A 19387-nucleotide genomic window follows, 5' to 3' on the forward strand; every position below is an offset into this window, starting at 1 on the left:
TAAATTATCTTACAAACTATATTGTCATTGAAATGGCAATATAGTTTGTAAATTATTTTATTAATCTCCCAAAGTGGCAACCATGACAGCTTTTATTGTATGCATTCTATTTTCAGCTTCATCAAATACCACAGAATATTTGCTTTCAAAAACTTCATCTGTAACTTCCATTTCTTCCAATCCGAATTTCTCATACATTTGTTTTCCCACTTTAGTCTTTAAGTCATGGAAAGAAGGAAGGCAATGTTCAAATATAACTTTTTCATTTTCTGTTTTCTTTATCATATCCATGTTGATTTGATAAGGCTTTAATAATTTTATTCTCTTTTCCCAAACTTCATCTGGTTCACCCATTGATACCCAGACATCAGTATAAAGAACATCTGCATTTTTTACTCCACTTGCTATATCATCAGTTATTGTTATTTTGGCTCCACTCTTTACTGCTTCTTCTTTACATCTATTCAGCAATTCTTCTGCAGGGAACAATTCCTTTGGTGATACTATTCTAAAGTCCATTCCCATTTTGGAAGCACCAATCATAAGTGCATTTGCAACATTATTTCTTCCATCTCCAGCATAAACAAATACCATCTTGTTATATGGTTTATTTAAATGTTCACCAGCTGTTAAAAAATCAGCTAAAACTTGTGTGGGATGATCTGCATCTGTTAATCCATTCCAAACAGGAACTCCTGAATATTTTGCCAAATCTTCAACAGTTTTTTGCGCATATCCCCTGTATTCTATACCGTCATACATTTTTCCTAAAACTCTTGCTGTATCGGGAATGGATTCTTTCTTTCCCATTTGACTTCCTGTTGGTCCGAGATAAGTAACATAAGCTCCCTGATCCTGTGCAGCAACCTGAAATGAACATCTTGTTCTTGTAGAATCTTTTTCAAATAAAAGGACTACATTTTTTCCCTTTAATGTCTGTCTTTCATTTCCTAGATACTTGGCTCTTTTTAAATCTTTAGCAAGATCAAGCATAAAATTTATTTCCTTTTGTGAAAAATCCATTAATGTTAAAAAACTTCTATTTCTTAAATTAAATCCCATATCAATTTCTCCTTATCTTTATACTTATTTTATTTCATCTTATTATTGCAATTATAATTATCATAATTATAGAATTATAAATCTTCTCTCCAAAATGGCATGCTCATACATCTTGGGCCACCTCTTCCTCTCGATAACTCTGATGATGGAATAATATTAAGTTTTATTCCATACTCTTTCAGCAATTTATTTGTTACATGATTCCTTGAATAAACTACTACTTCACCTGGAGCAATGGCCAGTGTATTAGAACCATCATTCCACTGCTCTCTTGCTGCATGTATTCTATCGCCGCCGCCGCATCTTATCAATGTGATCTTTCTGTCAAGATATTTTTCTAATATTTTTTGAAGCTCGATATTTTGTTTTACTACATTCAGTCCATTTGCTCTGCTATCATTCCTCGTTATTTCATAAACCACTAGAGGGCCTTCAATTTCAGGATGAACAGTAAATTTATCATAATCAACCATTGTAAAAACAGTATCTAGATGCATAAAAGCCCTCGATACAGGAATTTGAAATGCCAAAATAGTTTTAAAATTGCTTTTCTTAAGAAACAATCTTTTACAAACTTTTTCTATTGAAGCTGAATCTGTCCTCTGTGAAATTCCAATGGCTAAAGTTGTATCATTTAATATCAGTTCATCTCCACCTTCTAGTGATGTGTCTTCATCTCTGTCAAACCATAAGGGAATATTACAATCTTTGAATCTAGGGTGGTTTTTAAATATGTATTTGGCAAATATAGTTTCTCTATTTCTGGTTTCAGTTCTCATGTGATTCAGTGTAATACCATTTCCTATAGTTGCAAATGGATCTCTTGTAAAATAAAGATTTGGCATTGGATCACATAAGAAAGGATATGAATCATTCACTTGGTCATAAAGAGATATCCTATTATAGTCATTTAGCTCTTCTTTTCTAACTCCTGCCATCATTTTATTTATCATTTTTCTATTGGAAAATCCCAAGAAATATTCTGTAAGTGCTTCTTTCAGCATGTCACTTTCTACCTTGGCTTCATCAATAAATTGACTTATAAACTGAAGTTTAACCTCTGCGTCTTCAAGTGATTCTGCTGCTAGATCTTCCAAATATAAAACCTCTGCTCCTTTTCTTCTCAAAATATCAGCAAAAGCATCATGCTCCTGTCGTGCTATCTTTAAATAAGGAATATCATCAAATAGCAGCCTATTTAACAAATCAGGAGTAAGGTTTTCTATTTCTTCACCTGGTCTGTGCAATAGAACTGTCTTTAATCTTCCTATTTCAGAATTGACATTTAAACCTTTTTTTAGTTTTCCTGAGTGAGAATTGTCACTTAAAACTTTGGTTTCCATATTGTTTTTTCCTCCCCATATAATAATTGATAATTTTTTTATCTAAAGGGTACCGCTAACACTCCCAGCTTGGTAAAGTGAGTAATAAGCACTGCTACGCCTCTGGATAAATTATTCTAAGGTTCAGGTAAAAAGCATTCTCCTTATAAGCAAACTCCACCTTAACCTAAGAATCACTTGATATCTTAACGTTTGCACAATCAAAACCTGCGTTATGATACTTGTCCCATTCTATAGGTCTGATTTTAAAAACATAAATATAATTATTGAATTAAAGCATTATAATCAGCATTTATATCTAACGCAATTTTAACGATAAATACTGGTATGACTGCCTTTGGTTTAGTAACCCTCTGGGTGGTTACTACGTTTATTAGTATATGTTATCTCAATAATCTTGTCAATGACTATTTTTCTCTTTTTCTTTATTTTTAGACATAATTATACAGTCATTTTGAATGTTTATTATAGGTTAAAATATTAACTAGCATTTTTATGGCATCTTTCCAGAAAATTTTTTTATAAATATCCAAAAAAAAATTCAAAAAAATAAAGAAGCAGATGACTTTATGTAAAATCCACTTCTTATAAACAATTACTTATTTAATCTTTATGTCTATAAATCATTTTTTTTATTTTTCCCGTTACATTCATTGCCGTTTCCTCATCTATTGCAATCATAAATACAGTATTATTGCCAGCCACAGTACCTAATATCCCATGAAAGATTGAAGAATCTGCAGCTTCTGCTGCAGCTTTAGCCGAACCCGATATCGTTTTTATTATAATAAGATTTTTTACATTTTCCACGGTTGTAATCGTTTGTGATAATATATTTACAATCTTATCCGGCAAAAATTTTCCCATATAATTAATACTAGAATATTTATATCTTCCATCCTTGGACAACACTTTTATAAGTTTTAATTCTTTTATGTCCCTTGAAACAGTAGCCTGAGTTACATCTATTCCGCAAGCTCTAAGTTCTTCCACCAATTCTTCCTGTGTTTCTATATCTTTCAACCTGATAATATCAAGTATTTTTGCATGTCTTGTAATTTTCACATCCATAATTTTCACATTCCTTCTCATCAAAAATATTATATTATTAAGAAGTCAATCTAAAATCTCTTATTATAATCTGGATATTTTTATTTCCATTAAATTCATTAATAGATGGTGAAAATACAAAGTCCATTTTCACGTTGTGAAAATCATTGTTTAAAATTTTATTTCCCTCTTTATTTCCATAAGTGTCCAATATTAATTTCTTAAATTTTTCACCCCCATTAAAATCTACAGCATCAATTTTTTTCAAACTATTTTTTAATCGGCAAAATAATTTTAATACGTTTTTATCCTTTCCTAAAAAATACACCTTAAACACATCTATATTCTTTTCACCAAAAACGGGTGCAGAATTTCCCTTTCCGAAGGGCTGTAATTTTTCTATATCCTCCAATACATTAAATGATATATCTTCCAGTGGAAGTCTTTTATCTATTCTAATTCTAGGTATTATATCTTCATCCGTGAGCTTACAATTTTCATTTAGTTTTCTCCTAAGTTTGTCTATATTTTGAGTGTCTATGGACAATCCTGCTGCCAGAGGATGCCCTCCAAACTTGTTCATTAATTCCTTACATTTTGAAAGCTCCTCAAACATATTATAACCATCGATAGATCTCCCTGACCCCTTGGATTGTTTCTCACTTTTTGTTATTACTATAGAAGGCACATTATATTTCTCTTTAAGTCTCCCTGCAACTATACCCGCTATGCTTTCATGTATGTTATCTTTATATACTACAAGTACTTTATCTTTCTTTAAATCAGAATTTTCCACTTCATCCACCACTGCATTCAAACTGTCACTGGTCATATGCTGTCTTTGTATGTTCAGTTCATGAAGTTTTTTAGCAAGTTTCTCTGCCCTGATTGAATCCCTGCACAATAAAAGTTCCAATGCAACAGATGCACTATCCAATCGTCCCGTAGCATTTATGCAAGGTCCTATAATAAAACCTACATGATAAGAATTTATAATTTTTCCTTCCAACAAGGTCTCCTTTATAAGTGCCTTTATACCCAGATTTTCAGTACTGTTAATCATTTCAAGACCATTTTTGGCTATGATTCTATTTTCTCCTATTAAGTCTACCACATCACATATAGTCCCTATAGCTGCATATTCTATAAATTTATAGGCTTCTTCTTCCTTTATGCCAAACTTTTTATAAAGTACCTGAATAAATTTAAAAGCTACTCCTGCACCACAGAGCTGTTTAAAGCCATATGTACATTCCTTCTGTTTTGGATCTATAACAGCATCTGCTTCAGGTATTAAAAAATTTTTTTCACCATTTTCCAAATCACTAAAAGGTATATCGTGGTGATCCGTAACTACTACAGTCATCTCAAGTTCTTTTGCTCTTTTAACCTGATCTATGGCTGAAATGCCATTATCACAAGTTATTATAACTTCAATTCCCTCATTTTTTAATTGTTCCACACTGTTAATATTTATACCATACCCTTCGGTAATCCTGTTGGGAATATGATACTTTACTTTTGCACCGCATCTTAAAAGTCCGCAATATAGTATATAAGTGCTTATCACTCCATCCACATCGTAATCGCCATATACAGCTATATTTTTATTTTTCTTTATGGACCTGTATATTATATCGGTGCCCTTTTCCATATCTTTCATAAGCATTGGATTCAAAAGCTTATGTATTGACGGATTTATAAAACTTTCTATTTCCCTCTCATTAGTTATCCCTCTATTGGCAAGAATCTGTGCTGTAATTTCACTTATTCCTGATCTTTTAGAAATAGCCTTTATATCTTTTCTGCATCTTCTCAGCATCCATTTTGCACTCAACAAACCACCACCCTTTTTCAATGCACAATGCACTTTTTTCAATTCACAATTTTTCAGTTCACAGCTTAAGTTTATGGTGCTTTCAGGATCTGTATAGAAGGATCTTTTATGACTTTTTTTATGGTTTCAATTATATTATCTTCCTGAATTTCATCCAGCTGTTCTGCTTCATATGAATTGCAATGATCATTAAATCTATTATACATAAGTTCCCATTCTATAACCTCTTTGCAGAACTCAATGGACTTTTCCCTTTTAATTTCTTTTTTCAGTTTCAGGCTTGAGCTGAGTTTTTTTATTTTGTCACTGCTGAAATATCCTCTTGAATTTTTCAATTCATTTATCATATCATCTATTATATCAAGTGCCCTATCTACATTTTCAGGTAAGGTGCTCATTTTTATGGAAAAAAGTTTTATACCTCTTTCATCCTTGATACTGCTTCCCACATCATAGGCAATACCTTCTTCAGTTCTTATTTTACTGAATAACATGCTGCTGGTTCCCTGTCCAAAAGCAGTATTAAACAAGCTAAGTGCTTTAAATTCCCTATAATTTAAATTATGGATATCAAATACATACTGAATTTTTGCGCCAATTATACCTGGCATTTTTTCTACAAATACACCTGTATTATTTTTTTCATATAATGGTGTTTTATCTCTACCACCTTTTATAAACTCTTTTCTCCACTTTCCAAAATACTTGTTTATCACAGTAACTATATTATCAAAATCCAGAGAAGAACAAAAACACATAGCACAGTTTTCAGGAGAATAAAAGGTATCATAAAATTTTTTTATTTCCTCTAGTGTAATTGCCCCTACGCTGCTTCTGTTTCCTATTATAAGTTCTCTTATCCTTCTTCCATTAAAGGAATTTTTAAAAAGGGTGTCCTCACAGTGCTGATATACATCATCTTCCCAGTCCCTGAGCTCTTGAAGTATTATATCCATTTCTTCTTTAAAACCCATCTTTGGGAAAACTGGATTTAAAAGCACATCACTGTAGAGTTCAACTGCCCTTTTAAAATCTGCCGAAAAACAGGTTCCATAGTATATGGTATAAGGATAATTTGTCATGGCATTTTCAAAACCAAATATACTGTCAAATTCATCATTTATCTGCTTTTCATTTCTAATCTTGGTTCCTTTGGATATAACATGCTCCAGAGCATGAGCCGTACCCAGGTCAAATTGTGTACCTTCTTCTAAAGCTCCGGCATTAAATCCAATGCACAGGGAAGTGATTTTTCCCGGTCTATACTGATATAGCAAATTTATTCCATTATCCAGCACACATCTTTTCACGTCTTATCCTCTCTTTCCATCAAACGATTCTTGGGTTCAGTGGGATCAAGATTTTAAGACATTACCAGATTTAAAAGCATATCTTTTTTTAAATTTTCTACAGTATTTTTATCCGTAAGATTTTCTAAAATTTCAAAAGCAAAGTATATAGCTGTAGCCGGGCCCCTGCTGGTTATTATGTTCCCATCCTGGACTACAATTTCCCTGCTGTAATTAACCGGTTCCAAATCCGCTTCAAATCCAGGATAGCAAGTTACCTTTTTGCCTTCAATTATTCCTGCTTTTTTTAATACTATGGGACCTGCACATATGGCCGCCACTATTTTATTTTCATCATTGAATTTCTTTACCAGACTTATGACTTTACCATCATCCCTAAGATTTGCCGCACCGGGCATACCTCCTGGTATTATAAGTACATCATATTTATCTATATCTGTGTCTTCAAGCAAACTATTGGCTTTTATATGTATTTCATGACATCCAGCTACATCTTTATCGGAATTTATAGAACAGGTTATACAGTGTATTCCCCCTCTTCTCAAGACATCTACGCAAGTAAGTGCTTCTACTTCTTCAAAGCCCCTGGCAAGTAAAACTATTGCCTTTTTCATAATATATCACCTCTAATAGATTATACCATAAATTTTTTCCATGCCCACTTATCTTAATACTTCTCATAGCAAATTTGTAAATTTTTAAATATACTGATAAAAAGATCCTAAGGTGAATAAGAATATCACTCTAGGATCTTGAAATCAAATATATTATATCTAAGTTACTATTCTGTAATCCTAGACAAATTTTCCACAAACTCAACATTGGGACTCTGTAATTATTTTGCCCATCCCATGGATCTCTTTACAGCCTCATGCCATCCATCTAAAAGTTTAGTCCTTTTCTCTTCGGGCATATCTGGTTGAAATGTTCTGGATATAGCCCAATTTTTAGCTACTTCTTCTCTGTCACTCCAATATCCAACTGCAATACCAGCCAGATAAGCTGCGCCTAATGCGGTTGTCTCTATAACTTCAGGTCTGTCAACTTGAACGTTTAAAATGTCTGACTGAAATTTCATCAAGAAATTATTAGCACAAGCTCCACCATCTACTTTTAAAGCTTTAAGAGCAATTCCTGAATCTTCTTCCATAGCCTTTAGTACATCATAAGTCTGATATGCAAGGGATTCAACTGTAGCCCTTATGAAATGTTCCTTTTTAGTTCCCCTGGTGATTCCAACCATAGTACCTCTTGCATAAGCATCCCAGTAAGGCGCTCCCAATCCTACAAATGCTGGAACCAGATATACTCCACCAGTATCATCTACATCCAGGCAGTATCTTTCAGATTCCGGGGCTGTTTTTATCATTCTAAGCTCATCCCTAATCCACTGTATTGCTGCTCCACCTACAAATATACTTCCTTCAAGTGCATATTCAACCTTGCCATCTATTCCAACTGCTATAGTTGTTAAAAGTCCATTTTTGGATTCTACTGCCTTTTCTCCAGTATTCATAAGCAGGAAGCATCCTGTACCATAAGTATTTTTTGCAGTTCCCGGTTGGAAACAAGTCTGACCGAATAGAGCTGCCTGCTGATCTCCAGCATCTCCTGCTATTGGAATATTTACTCCAAACAAACTCTTGTCAGTCTCACCGTAAACGCAGCTGGATGGTTTTACTTCCGGCAGCATTGATTCAGGTATATCAAGCATATCTAAAAGATCTTTATCCCACTTTAACTCATGGATATTAAAAAGCATAGTTCTGGATGCATTGGTGTAATCAGTTACATGAACCTTGCCTTTAGTTAAATTCCAAATAAGCCAGGTATCCACATTTCCAAAAGCCAGATTTCCTTTATCTGCCTCTTTTCTTGCACCAGGCACATTATCTAAAATCCATTTTATTTTTGTAGCTGAGAAATATGCATCTAAAATCAATCCGGTCTTTTCTTTTATCATTTTATCTAGACCTTTAGCTCTTATTTCATCACACATACCAGCAGTTCTCCTGCACTGCCATACTATGGCATTATAAATTGGAAGTCCTGTCCTTTTGTCCCATACTATAGTGGTTTCCCTTTGATTAGTTATTCCTATAGCTTCAATATCTTCAGCTTTTATATTTTCCCTCAGGAGTGCCTCTGTTGCCACTCCAAATTGAGTTGCCCATATCTCTGTTGGATCATGTTCTACCCACCCGTTTTCCGGATAAATTTGCTTAAACTCTTTTTGAGCTACACTTACTGGTAGTCCCTGTTTATTAAATAATATACACCTGGAACTAGTTGTCCCCTGATCCAATGCCATAATATATTTTGCCATTTTACATCCTCCTTTATAATTTAGGTGAATCAAAATTTTATACAATACAAACCATGGAATTTCAAGACTCTTATTGCTTGCAGTTTTTGCACAACTTGAAATTCCATAGTTATATTACTTAATTTATAAATCCCACAATTTATGTGTAGTTGTGGATATAGCTATAGCTCCTGTAGATAGAGAATCCATGACATCTTTCTTTTCTTTTATAAGTCCGCCTGCTATTATGGGCACCTTAATTGCCTTTTCAAAAACGCTTATTATTTTGCTTGCTATTCCCGGCAACACTTCCACTGCATCAGGATTAGTTTCATGTATGTTTTTTATTCCTGTTTTAAGAGAAAGTGAATCCAATATAAACACTCTCTGTATTGTATATAAGTCCAATTGATTTGCATATTTGATATTAGAGGATTTAGTACTTATTATTCCATCTGGCCTGGCATATTCTTTTATATACTTTATTCCGGCAGCATCTCCTCTTAATCCTTCTATCAAATCAACATGTATGAATATAAATTTACTGTTTTTTCTCAATATATCACATATATGTGATATATTGAGTATATCTCCATAAAGTACAAACACTATGGCAGCCCTGCTTAAAACAGCTTTTTCCAAATCTTCATTATTTCTTATAGCTGCCACAATTGGATTCTCTATCAATTCTTCTTTGAGTCTAAGCATTAAAAAAACTTCCTTTTAATCAATTTAAACGGTTATTATAAGAATAACGCTGCAAATAGTAGTGCTCCAGCCATTCCCCCTGCTATTGGACCAAATACCGGAACCCAGGCATATGACCAATCTGAATCTCCCTTTCCTGCTATAGGAAGTATGGCATGTGCAATTCTTGGTGACAAATCCCTGGCTGGATTCATTGCATATCCGGTAGGACCACCAACAGCACAACCTAAAACAAAGATAATTGCACTTACAACAACAATGGCACCCATACCATCTGCAGTTTTAACCGTACCTATTGCAGCTAAACTAAATACTAAAGTAGCTGTAGCCAAAAACTCTGTTAAAAAGTTTGCAGGATAATTTCTTATAGCTGGTGCTGTACAGAATATTCCAAGCTTTGCAGCCTTATCCTCTGTCTCTGCCCAGTGAGGTAAATAAGTAAGCCAGACAAGTATACCTCCAACTACACCACCTAACATTTGAGCTACAATATATCCCGGAACTTCTGCCCATGGAAATTTACCGATAACAGCCAGTCCTATGGTAAGTGCAGGATTGAACTGATTGCTGAAATTCTGGAATATAAATGCAGGGACTCCCACTGCAATACCCCAGCCAGCAGCTATAACTATCCATCCGGCATTTTGACCCTTACTTTTGGCAAGAGTACAGTTGGCACATACTCCGTCTCCTAGATAAACCAGCAAAGCGGTTCCAACAAATTCTGCTAATAAATGTGACATGATATTATTCCCCCTAACTTCATAATTATGTTAATTTAAATTAACAATCAATATAAATATAAATTAATAATTCTAAAGGCATAGTGAATCGATTACAGTGTGAAATCCTAAACCCACCCACAAAAGGGCCTACTCAAAAGAAGCCAAATATTTTGACTTTTTAAAAGCGGCTCTCCTCTCTCTGCCTTTTATTAATATATTCTGTGATGGTGTCCTCATTATATCTACCTCTTTCTTGTTGTCTATCCTGTTCTTTTTTGAATATTATTATCTTGTTTTTGTGTTAAGTTTTCGGATGATGATTTTCTAATTCTGTTTAATTGTTCCTGATTAAAATATCTAAAATCCACTTTTTTCCTGATTTCCTCTTACAATAACGGTTACAGGATTTTAACCAATTTCACTTTATACCATATATTTAATTATACATTACTTTTATCTATTATTTTGCAAATTATTGCTTAATTTAATACCTATATTAACTATTCAAATTTGTATTTTTTATATCTATTTATGTACTTTTTTTACATCTAGATTTAAGCCTGAACTCCAGGGGAGGATAATTTTAATCCTAAAATTACTGTTATAGTATAGAAAAAGAGTCTACTCAAAAGAAGCCAAATACATTGACTCTTTAAAAGCGGCTCTCTTTTCTCTGCCTTTTATTTAATATACATATATTATAATACACTAATAACAATATTACAATATACTTCTAAATTATCGTCATTTTTGCTAATGAATATTTTTAATATACCTCTATAATCTTATCATCCAAAGTCATTAAAATTACATTTTTACCCTTGCCGGCCCTATTTTGAAGAGAGATATCCCTTACTTTTATTTTTACTTTATTTCCCTTTGATGAAATCAAATTTAAAGTACAATTCATTTTATTCTCACTGTCAATGATCAAAGAGCGTATTACCTCATTATCTTCCTTTAAATTCATGCCCATTACTCCTGAAGCCAATTTTCCCATGATGCTCACAGCACTTCCCCTAAATTTTATTGCCATGCCGGCATCGCTTATTAAAAGTATTTGAAGCTTTTCAATTTTACTGTACTCTACATTTATTAAAAAATCTCCCTTATCCTTAAATTTATATGCTGTATCCCATAAATTTATATCTTTAAATTCCGTTAAAAGTGTCTTTTTGACCATGCCATATCTAGAAAAAAAGTACATATATCCGGAATTGAAATCTTCTATGGAAATGACTTTAAGTATACTGTCAACGTCTATGTCTCCCATAAGTTTTGTAATGTTTATTCCACACTTATCTATATTTTGAAGCATAAAAGCAGGCATGGAAAAAACCTTTCCGTCAGCAGTAAACATAAGTATAGTGCACTTTGCATTTGTGAGTACATTTTTATATGCTCTCCCCACATTTGAAGCTTTAATTATTCCAGATTTATTCAAATTTATGTAAAAATTTTTATATTCATCCGAATCTGCCAATTCAACCTTTGATATTTTATCTCCCTTTGGTAATGTAAAAAGTCCGTTAGTGACTATATTTCTATCTTCTGTAGTTATTTTTGGTACTTTTAACTTAAAATTAAGACCTATCTTTGTAGTCACATTTATAAAGTCTATTTGTGAATTTCTATCCATGAGCTTTACGTCTGTAAGTTCTTCCCCTTTTTTTAATTTCAATGCCATAAGCTTAGTATAATTTGTAATAAAGGATTCCATTTTTGTTTTCTTTATTCCACCCGTAGTTGTAAAAAATATAAAATCTTGTTTTGACTTTAGATTTTTTATACTGTACACTGCAATTATATTTTCTTTGGACAGATCAAGGCTTCTTATTAAATTATCAAGCTTTTCGCCTTTTTCTTTCCACTTGAATTCAGGAATATCCCCTCCCTTTATGTTATATACATTACCCTTATCCGTAAAAAACATAATTGTATCTTTTGTATTGGAGTTTATTAAGTACTTATTAAAATCTCCTTCTCTATATTTTATATCTTCAATTTGCCCATTAGACCGACTATAGCTTTTTGTGGAAACTCTTTTTATAAAAGCTTCATTGGACATGGTAATAATTATATCTTCTTCCAGCATAAGCTCTTCTTCATCTATTCTTGCTTTTTCGTCTTCTTCTATAATGGAGGTTTTTCTATCATCACCGTATTTTTCGCCAATTTCTATCAATTCCTTTTTTACAACTTTCAAAACTTCCGCTTCACTGCTCAGTATCCTTGTAAGCCTTTTTATTGTTTTTAAAAGATTTTTATGTTCTTTCTCAAAAGATACTATTTCAAGTCCTGTAAGTCTATATAACATGAGTTCCAATATGGCCTGTGCCTGTGGATTTGTAAATTGAAATTTTTCCATAAGATTTGAAGCAGCATCTTTCTTGGATTTGGAACTTCTTATGGTTTTTATAATTTCATCCATTATGCCTATGGCCTTTATAAATCCTTCTACAATATGAAATCTGGAATTTGCTGCATCCAGTTCTCTTTTAGTTCTTCTTCTTACAATTTCCTTCTGATAATCCACATAGTAATTCAATATAGTTTTAAGTCCCATGGTTTCAGGTTTTCCATTAGCCAAGGCCACCATATTAAATGATACGTTACATTGTAAATCCGTTTTTTTAAACAGATATTTTAGAATTTTCTTCACCAGATTTACATCAGCTGACCTTTTAAATTCTATTACTGCCCTTATACCTCTTCTATCCGACTCATCTCTTATATCAGATATGGGTTCAAATACCTTTGCATGTTTTTTATCTGCAGTCATTTCAGAAATGATCTGAAGTAATTTGGCCTTGCTCCTCCTATAGGGAAATTCTGTTATAACTATGGCCAGTTTTCCACTATCCAGCTTTTCTATAGAAGTTTTAGCCCTTAAGGTAACTCTTCCTTCACCTGTTTTATAAGCGGAGATAAGAGATTTCTTTCCTATTATTATTCCTCCTGTAGGCAAATCAGGACCTTTAATATAACCCATAAGATCCTCAGTGCTTATATTGGGATTATCAATATATGCTGCTGCAGCTCCAATTACTTCCTTCAAATTATGCGGCGGAATATTAGTTGCAAGCCCTACAGCTATTCCAAAAGCTCCATTTACAAGCAGATTGGGATATCTTGCCGGAAGGACTTCAGGTTCCTTTTCCGAACCTGAATAATTATCCACCATATTCACCACATCTTTTTCTATATCCTTCATCATTTCCATGGCAATAGGAGTAAGACGTGCTTCTGTATAACGCATGGCTGCAGCACTATCACCATCCTGGCTCCCCCAATTGCCATGCCCGTCTATAAGAGGCATTCTAGTTGTAAAATTTTGAGCCAATATTACCATGGCATCATATACAGAAGTATCACCATGAGGATGATATTTTCCCAATATGTCTCCTACTATTCTGGCAGACTTATAATAGGGTTTATCCGGAAATGCCTTTAACATGTAACTTCCATATATTATTCTTCTGTGTACAGGTTTTAACCCATCTCTCACATCAGGAAGTGCCCTGTCTTTTGCCACTTCCACTGCATAGGGAAGATAATTATCTGGCATAGCTTCTTCTATTGGAATTTTTATTATGTTGTTGTCTTTTGGAATTACTACTTTGGTTGCCAAGTAAATTCACTCCTAATCTTTTTCAATTGACAATCCTTTTCTAATTCACAATGCACAGTGTACAATGCACAGTTAATGAGGATTTTTTTGCAAAAAATCTATATTATAGATTTTCTAAAGTGCAGCGAAAGAAAATCCTCCATAAATTGTGAATTATGAATTATCAATTGTGAATTGTCTAAAATTGTGCGTACTTATACATGTACTTTTTTCTAGGTGCCACTACATCTCCCATAAGCAGAGATATCATTTTTTCCGCCTTAACAGCATCATCTATAGTTATCTGCTGGAGAGTCCTGCTCTCAGGGTTCAAGGTAGTTTGCCAAAGCTGATCAGGATTCATCTCGCCTAAACCTTTGTATCTCTGAATAAGTGCACCAGAACCCACTTCTTTTTTTGCTTCTAAAAGCTGTCCATCACTATAAGCATACCTGGTTACATCCTTTCCCCTGCTCTGCTTATAAACTTTGTAAAGAGGTGGAAGTGCTATATACAAGTGGGCATTTGAAATAAGTTCCCTCATATACCTATATATATAAGTCATCCACAATGCCCTTATATGGTACCCATCTACATCAGCATCACTTAATATTATAATCTTATTATATCTCAAATCCTCCTCCCTGTAATTTTCAAGCATTCCTGTACCGATAGCCGTATTGAATATTTTTAACTCTTCGCTTCCCAGTACATTTTCCAGTTTCTGCTTTTCCGTATTCATTATTTTGCCCTTAGACGGCATTATGGTCTGAAAGCGCCTGTCCCGTGCCTGCTTCGCAGATCCCCCTGCAGAATCACCTTCCACCACTATAAATTCACATTTTGATGAATCTTTCAGGGTACATACTGCAATTTTCCCAGCAAGAGGTGCAGCCCCTTTTCCTATTTTCTTTTTTTCTGCATCGTTTATCTTTTTTATTTTTTCCCTTCTTGCCGCAGCGTTAATGGCATTATTTATTATAACAGAAGCCATGCTTTTATTGTCTTCTATCCATTCAGAAAGTTTAGTATAGGAAAGATCATTCATCATAGTATAAGCTTCTGTATTTCCCAATTTAGTCTTGGTCTGCCCCTCAAATATTGGGTTATTTATTCTTATTTTAACTATGGCGGTCATTCCTTCCCTCAAATCATCTCCCTCAAATTCCCTGTCTTTTTCCTTTAATAAATTCAGCTTTTTCGCCCATTCCTTAAATGCCCTGGTCATACCGGTTTTAAATCCACTTTCATGGGTTCCGGATTCTGTAGTTGGAATATTGTTTACATAACTTGCTATATGATAAGTGGTGGAATCAGTAAATTGAATACACACCTCCCCATCCATGTCCATATCTCCAATATGTCTTTCTCCTTCAAATAATATAGGATTTTTATGAAGAGGTGTCTTGCTCTCGTTTAAATATTCTATAAAATCCAGGAGTCCTCTTTCCGAATGATATTCCTTCTGTATCTTATTTCCATCCCAATTGCATATGAATTTTAAAGTTATGCCTTTATTTTGAAAAGCTAATTCTCTCAGTCTTTCCTCTATTACATCCAGTTTGAAATCAACTGTGGAAAATACCCTTTCATCCGGCATAAAAGTCACCTTAGTACCCGTTTCCCTAGTGTTTCCTTTTACTTCAAGATCAGTTACAGGCGTTCCCGGCATATCTTTTTTAATCAGTTTGTCATAAGAATACTCAAATCTCTGTGCATATATATGTCCATTTTGTTTAACTTCCACTTCCATCCACCTGGATAAAGCATTTACTACCGCTGCCCCTACACCATGAAGTCCTCCAGAGGTCTTATAAACCTCATTATTAAATTTTCCTCCCGTATGAAGTTGAGTAAATACCATTTCCACCCCATTTATTTTTTTTACAGGATGAATACCTGTAGGAATGCCCCTGCCATTATCTATTACAGACACACTTCCATCTTCATTTAGTATTACGCAAGCTCTATCTCCAAATCCATTTGAAATTTCATCTATGGAATTATCCAATATTTCCCATATGCAATGATGAAGACCTCTACTTCCCGTAGAACCTATATACATACCGGGTCTAATCCGCACTGGCTCTAGTTTTTCCAGGGAGGTTAGAGAATTCACATCATAAACATCACTTTTTGTAGTTATATTTTTCATTTATTTTCCTCCAAAATTATGCCATATAATTTACCCTTTGCTTTTTCATATAGTATTCCAATAACAAACAGTAAATTCCTTCTTGCTTCTTAAAATCAATTCCCTCTAAAATTCAAAAAAGCCTTCTGAAATTATTAAAGAAGGTATATAACTGAAGTTTAAACTTCAAAATTATTATATATATATAAGTCCAATTATGCAAATTTGCTATAATAGAGGATCATCATATCGGCTTATTAAATTTTCGTCAGGAGATGTGATTAAGATACTTTTAAAATGGAAATAAAGCATATGGTGATTACATTATATTTCTCTAAACCACATGCTTTATTATTTTCACATTTCTGTATATTTATATCTTATAATAAACAAACGGGTTATTCTAATTTAAACACCCAATTTCTTTGAACTTTAAAGCTTCCGAAAAATAACATTAAATCTACAATAATTTTTATAAACACTTCACCTTGATGAATTTGATTATAAATTAATGAAACTCCTAAAGCTGATAGAAGCATCTGGACTGTTGCCAATATATAATATCTGATTATTGAATTTCTATTAGTGTTTTGGAGGCAAAAAACAGTTTTATTGTTTATGATGTAATTGAAAGCAGAAGAAATAATTCTTGAACCTATAGTGGACAAAATTATAAAATAACCAGGTATTAATATTAAAAATAATTTTGTTAATACAATGAATGAAGACATATCAACAAAGAATGAAGCAAAGGACGAAAATATAAATTTTAAAAAAACCACATAAATTCTAATTGAATCCAATAATGGATTAAAATGAGAAGATTTGTTTTTTTCAATGTAGATTGTTTTGATTGCAACCTCTTTAATATAGATGTCTCTTTGGCTGCATTCAAGCAGCACATTCATCTCAAATTCATATTTTTCACCACTTACTTTTAGCATAAATGGTAAATAATTATACGGTATTCCTCTAAGCCCGGTTTGCGTATCGGAAATATTGATACCTGAAAAGAAAGTAAATATTTTAGCAGTTATTAGATTTCCAAACCAACTTCTAAATGGCATTCCTTTATTAAAATTTCGGGTTCCCAAGATTAAACTATGCTGATTTTCTTTTAAGCATTTTGCAACTTTAATAATATCTTCACATTTATGCTGGCCATCCGCATCCACTGTAATTAAGCCTATAAATTTTTTATAATTATTTAAAAAATAATTGACACCTGTTTTAAGAGCTCTTCCTTTTCCCAAATTTACAGCATGTTCTATAACATTACATTGAGAAAATTTTTTAATGTTTTTAAAAATGTAGCTGCATTGTTTTTTTGAACCATCATCTACAACAATAATATTTTCTACTCCAAGTTCAATAAGCTCTTTAATAAGAATTACTAATTTATCATCCGGATTAAAAGCTGGAATTAATATTGCAATGTTTTGAAATAGGTGTATGGTACTAGGGAAATATTTTTTTTCACTTATCATCTCATTTTCCCCCTTCAAAGTTCATGAACATTTAAATATATAAACTTCAATATAACTGAGTACTATGTTATCTATTATCTATAAGCAAAATTAAAATCAGGTTAAAAAATATTTAACTAAGCATTTTTTAACCTGATTTTAATTTTCCATGTGGATAATATATAGCAGGATAGGAAGGTGGATTTTACAATGATAACAAATACTCATATATTAATTTCTAACATTATATATAATTATTGTTTAAAAAAATTGAATATCAAATTGAATAAATGGAATTTTGCATATGGTAATATAAAACCAGATTTTGTAAAGGACAAATCTAAGCACTGCCATTGTATAAATGAAAGTATAAATATAGTACGTGAATATTCTCAGCAATTGATTGATAATAAAATGTCAATCAAAAAGTATTCCATTACTTTAGGTATGATATGCCATTTTATTTGTGACTATTTTTGCTTGTACCATACAGAAAGATATAAAAATAAAAATCTTTTTCAACACTTGATATATGAAATATCACTTCATTTCATTTTTATAAAACTCTTAATATGTGGACAACTCAAAATTATTATAAATGAGAATATCTCCAAAAAAGACATAACATCAGTAATAACTGATATGTACGAAAAGTATGACAAAGAGAATAAGTCCTTTATGAATGACATAATTTATGCAATTTCAGCGGCAATAATGGTTACAGAATCAATAGTGAATCGGGAGTGCTTTAAATATAATTATAGTGGAAATAATAAAATGATATCTTGACCTATACTTTTAATCAAGAAGAAAAATTTAAGAATCAATTAAGGCTATTTTAATGTAATCTTAATGATAGAATATTATGATTAATAAAAAATTACGTATATTTTCTAAACTTTATAATAACTTGGAGGATCAAAAATGAATAAAAAATTTGTTGTAATGGTAACTAGTTTAGTGATTGGCGGAACTCTGCTTTTTGGGACTGCCTATGCTAATGCTTCACAGCTATCTGGTTATGAGGCTTATAAAGCAGCTATAAAAGATACTAAAGATTTAAAAAATGCAACTGCAGACTTAAAAGTATCTGTATATGATAATGGTACTGATATAGCAGATACGAGTACTAATGTTAAAATCAATCTAACTTCCAATGCCTTAAGTGAAGTAACTACGGAAAAAGCAGGCAATGAAAATCAAACCTTCAACATATACAGGCAGGATGGAAAAAATGTTTCTAAGTCAAGCACTAGTGATGTATACAACGTTAGAGAAAATAAAACCAAAAACACCAACAAAAATCATGAAACTGAGAATCCTGAAATAGCTAAAAGTGTAGAAACTGTAGTTGATACTTTAGTAGGCAATATGAAGAATAATGTATCTGTAACTGACAACAATGATGGTACTAAAAAAGCATCTATAAATTTAAATGAAAATGATGTAACTCCATTAACAAATGCTTTAGCATCAATAGCTATAATTAAAAGCAGCGATGAACCCGTTGATACTGGAAAAATTGGAGAAATCAATTTTAAAAACGTGTTTCCACAACTTCAAAGTAATATAAAAATCAAGAATGTAAAAATAACTGGAGATATAAACAAAAATGATGTTCTTGATAATCAAGTTGCTAAAGTGGATTTGACTGGTATAGATGCTCAAGGAAAAACTCATGACATTACTATAAATGCCACTTTAGATTTATCAAATATTAACAGCACAACTCCAGATACTGTTGATTTGACTGGAAAACAGGTGAAAAATATAACTCAACAATTCAGAGAAAGAGATTAATAATTAAATTTTGATTTAGAATAATAAGGAAAAATAA

General features: G+C 32.5%; 14 protein-coding genes. 2 read left to right on the plus strand and 12 right to left on the minus strand.

Features of this window, described 5'->3' with window-relative positions; all coding sequences use genetic code 11:
* Positions 1-60: 60 nt before the first annotated feature.
* The 12 genes from argF to AB8U03_RS01325 all read right to left on the minus strand — a co-directional run bounded on the left by argF (position 61) and on the right by AB8U03_RS01325 (position 17571).
* Positions 61-1062 (minus strand): ornithine carbamoyltransferase, encoded by a 1002-nt coding sequence (gene argF, locus AB8U03_RS01270; protein WP_369702719.1) that lies wholly within the window; start codon positions 1060-1062, stop codon positions 61-63.
* Positions 1063-1136: 74 nt separating this feature from the next.
* Positions 1137-2405 (minus strand): arginine deiminase, encoded by a 1269-nt coding sequence (gene arcA / locus AB8U03_RS01275; RefSeq protein ID WP_369702720.1) that lies wholly within the window; start codon positions 2403-2405, stop codon positions 1137-1139.
* A gap of 603 nt (positions 2406-3008) precedes the next feature.
* Positions 3009-3470 (minus strand): arginine repressor, encoded by a 462-nt coding sequence (locus tag AB8U03_RS01280; RefSeq protein ID WP_369703012.1) that lies wholly within the window; start codon positions 3468-3470, stop codon positions 3009-3011.
* A 43-nt stretch (positions 3471-3513) separates the two neighbouring features.
* Positions 3514-5292: a single-stranded-DNA-specific exonuclease RecJ gene (gene recJ / locus AB8U03_RS01285; protein WP_369702721.1), complete on the minus strand. Its 1779-nt coding sequence runs from the start codon at positions 5290-5292 to the stop codon at positions 3514-3516.
* 71 nt (positions 5293-5363) lie between these two features.
* The gene (locus AB8U03_RS01290) at positions 5364-6602 is read right to left on the minus strand and encodes a M16 family metallopeptidase (protein ID WP_369702722.1); all 1239 of its coding nucleotides are present in this window, start codon (positions 6600-6602) and stop codon (positions 5364-5366) included.
* A gap of 53 nt (positions 6603-6655) precedes the next feature.
* Complete coding sequence (locus tag AB8U03_RS01295; RefSeq protein WP_369702723.1) at positions 6656-7216, minus strand: DJ-1 family glyoxalase III; 561 nt, start codon at positions 7214-7216, stop codon at positions 6656-6658.
* Positions 7217-7437: 221 nt separating this feature from the next.
* Positions 7438-8928, minus strand: coding sequence for a glycerol kinase GlpK (gene glpK, locus AB8U03_RS01300; RefSeq protein ID WP_369702724.1), 1491 nt, complete (start codon positions 8926-8928; stop codon positions 7438-7440).
* Between the two features lie 123 nt (positions 8929-9051).
* A complete protein-coding gene (locus tag AB8U03_RS01305; protein WP_369702725.1) occupies positions 9052-9615 on the minus strand; it encodes a glycerol-3-phosphate responsive antiterminator in 564 nt (187 codons plus the stop codon).
* Between the two features lie 35 nt (positions 9616-9650).
* Entirely contained in the window at positions 9651-10358 is a 708-nt protein-coding gene (locus tag AB8U03_RS01310; RefSeq protein WP_369702726.1) for an MIP/aquaporin family protein, read from the minus strand.
* A 748-nt stretch (positions 10359-11106) separates the two neighbouring features.
* The gene (locus AB8U03_RS01315; protein ID WP_369702727.1) at positions 11107-13971 is read right to left on the minus strand and encodes a DNA topoisomerase IV subunit A; all 2865 of its coding nucleotides are present in this window, start codon (positions 13969-13971) and stop codon (positions 11107-11109) included.
* A gap of 178 nt (positions 13972-14149) precedes the next feature.
* Positions 14150-16105: a DNA gyrase/topoisomerase IV subunit B gene (locus AB8U03_RS01320; RefSeq protein WP_369702728.1), complete on the minus strand. Its 1956-nt coding sequence runs from the start codon at positions 16103-16105 to the stop codon at positions 14150-14152.
* 377 nt (positions 16106-16482) lie between these two features.
* Positions 16483-17571: a glycosyltransferase gene (locus AB8U03_RS01325; protein ID WP_369702729.1), complete on the minus strand. Its 1089-nt coding sequence runs from the start codon at positions 17569-17571 to the stop codon at positions 16483-16485.
* A gap of 189 nt (positions 17572-17760) precedes the next feature.
* On the opposite strand from AB8U03_RS01325, the gene AB8U03_RS01330 reads away from it, so the two are divergent.
* Entirely contained in the window at positions 17761-18339 is a 579-nt protein-coding gene (locus AB8U03_RS01330; RefSeq protein ID WP_369702730.1) for a zinc dependent phospholipase C family protein, read from the plus strand.
* A 135-nt stretch (positions 18340-18474) separates the two neighbouring features.
* Positions 18475-19350 carry a hypothetical protein gene (locus AB8U03_RS01335; protein WP_369702731.1) on the plus strand — a complete coding sequence of 292 codons (876 nt, stop codon included), beginning with the start codon at positions 18475-18477 and terminating at the stop codon, positions 19348-19350.
* The last annotated feature ends 37 nt before the right edge of the window (positions 19351-19387 follow it).

The organism is Clostridium moutaii, from assembly GCF_041205085.1.
Taxonomy (GTDB): Bacteria; Bacillota; Clostridia; order Clostridiales; family Clostridiaceae; genus Clostridium_B; species Clostridium_B moutaii.

Coding starts and splice junctions, on each gene's coding strand:
- argF (WP_369702719.1), bottom strand. CDS start 1,062: ATGGGATTTAATTTAAGAAATAGAAGTTTTTTAACATTAATGGATTTT.
- arcA (WP_369702720.1), bottom strand. CDS start 2,405: ATGGAAACCAAAGTTTTAAGTGACAATTCTCACTCAGGAAAACTAAAA.
- AB8U03_RS01295 (WP_369702723.1), bottom strand. CDS start 7,216: ATGAAAAAGGCAATAGTTTTACTTGCCAGGGGCTTTGAAGAAGTAGAA.
- glpK (WP_369702724.1), bottom strand. CDS start 8,928: ATGGCAAAATATATTATGGCATTGGATCAGGGGACAACTAGTTCCAGG.
- AB8U03_RS01305 (WP_369702725.1), bottom strand. CDS start 9,615: ATGCTTAGACTCAAAGAAGAATTGATAGAGAATCCAATTGTGGCAGCT.
- AB8U03_RS01310 (WP_369702726.1), bottom strand. CDS start 10,358: ATGTCACATTTATTAGCAGAATTTGTTGGAACCGCTTTGCTGGTTTAT.
- AB8U03_RS01320 (WP_369702728.1), bottom strand. CDS start 16,105: ATGAAAAATATAACTACAAAAAGTGATGTTTATGATGTGAATTCTCTA.
- AB8U03_RS01325 (WP_369702729.1), bottom strand. CDS start 17,571: ATGATAAGTGAAAAAAAATATTTCCCTAGTACCATACACCTATTTCAA.
- AB8U03_RS01330 (WP_369702730.1), top strand. CDS start 17,761: ATGATAACAAATACTCATATATTAATTTCTAACATTATATATAATTAT.
- AB8U03_RS01335 (WP_369702731.1), top strand. CDS start 18,475: ATGAATAAAAAATTTGTTGTAATGGTAACTAGTTTAGTGATTGGCGGA.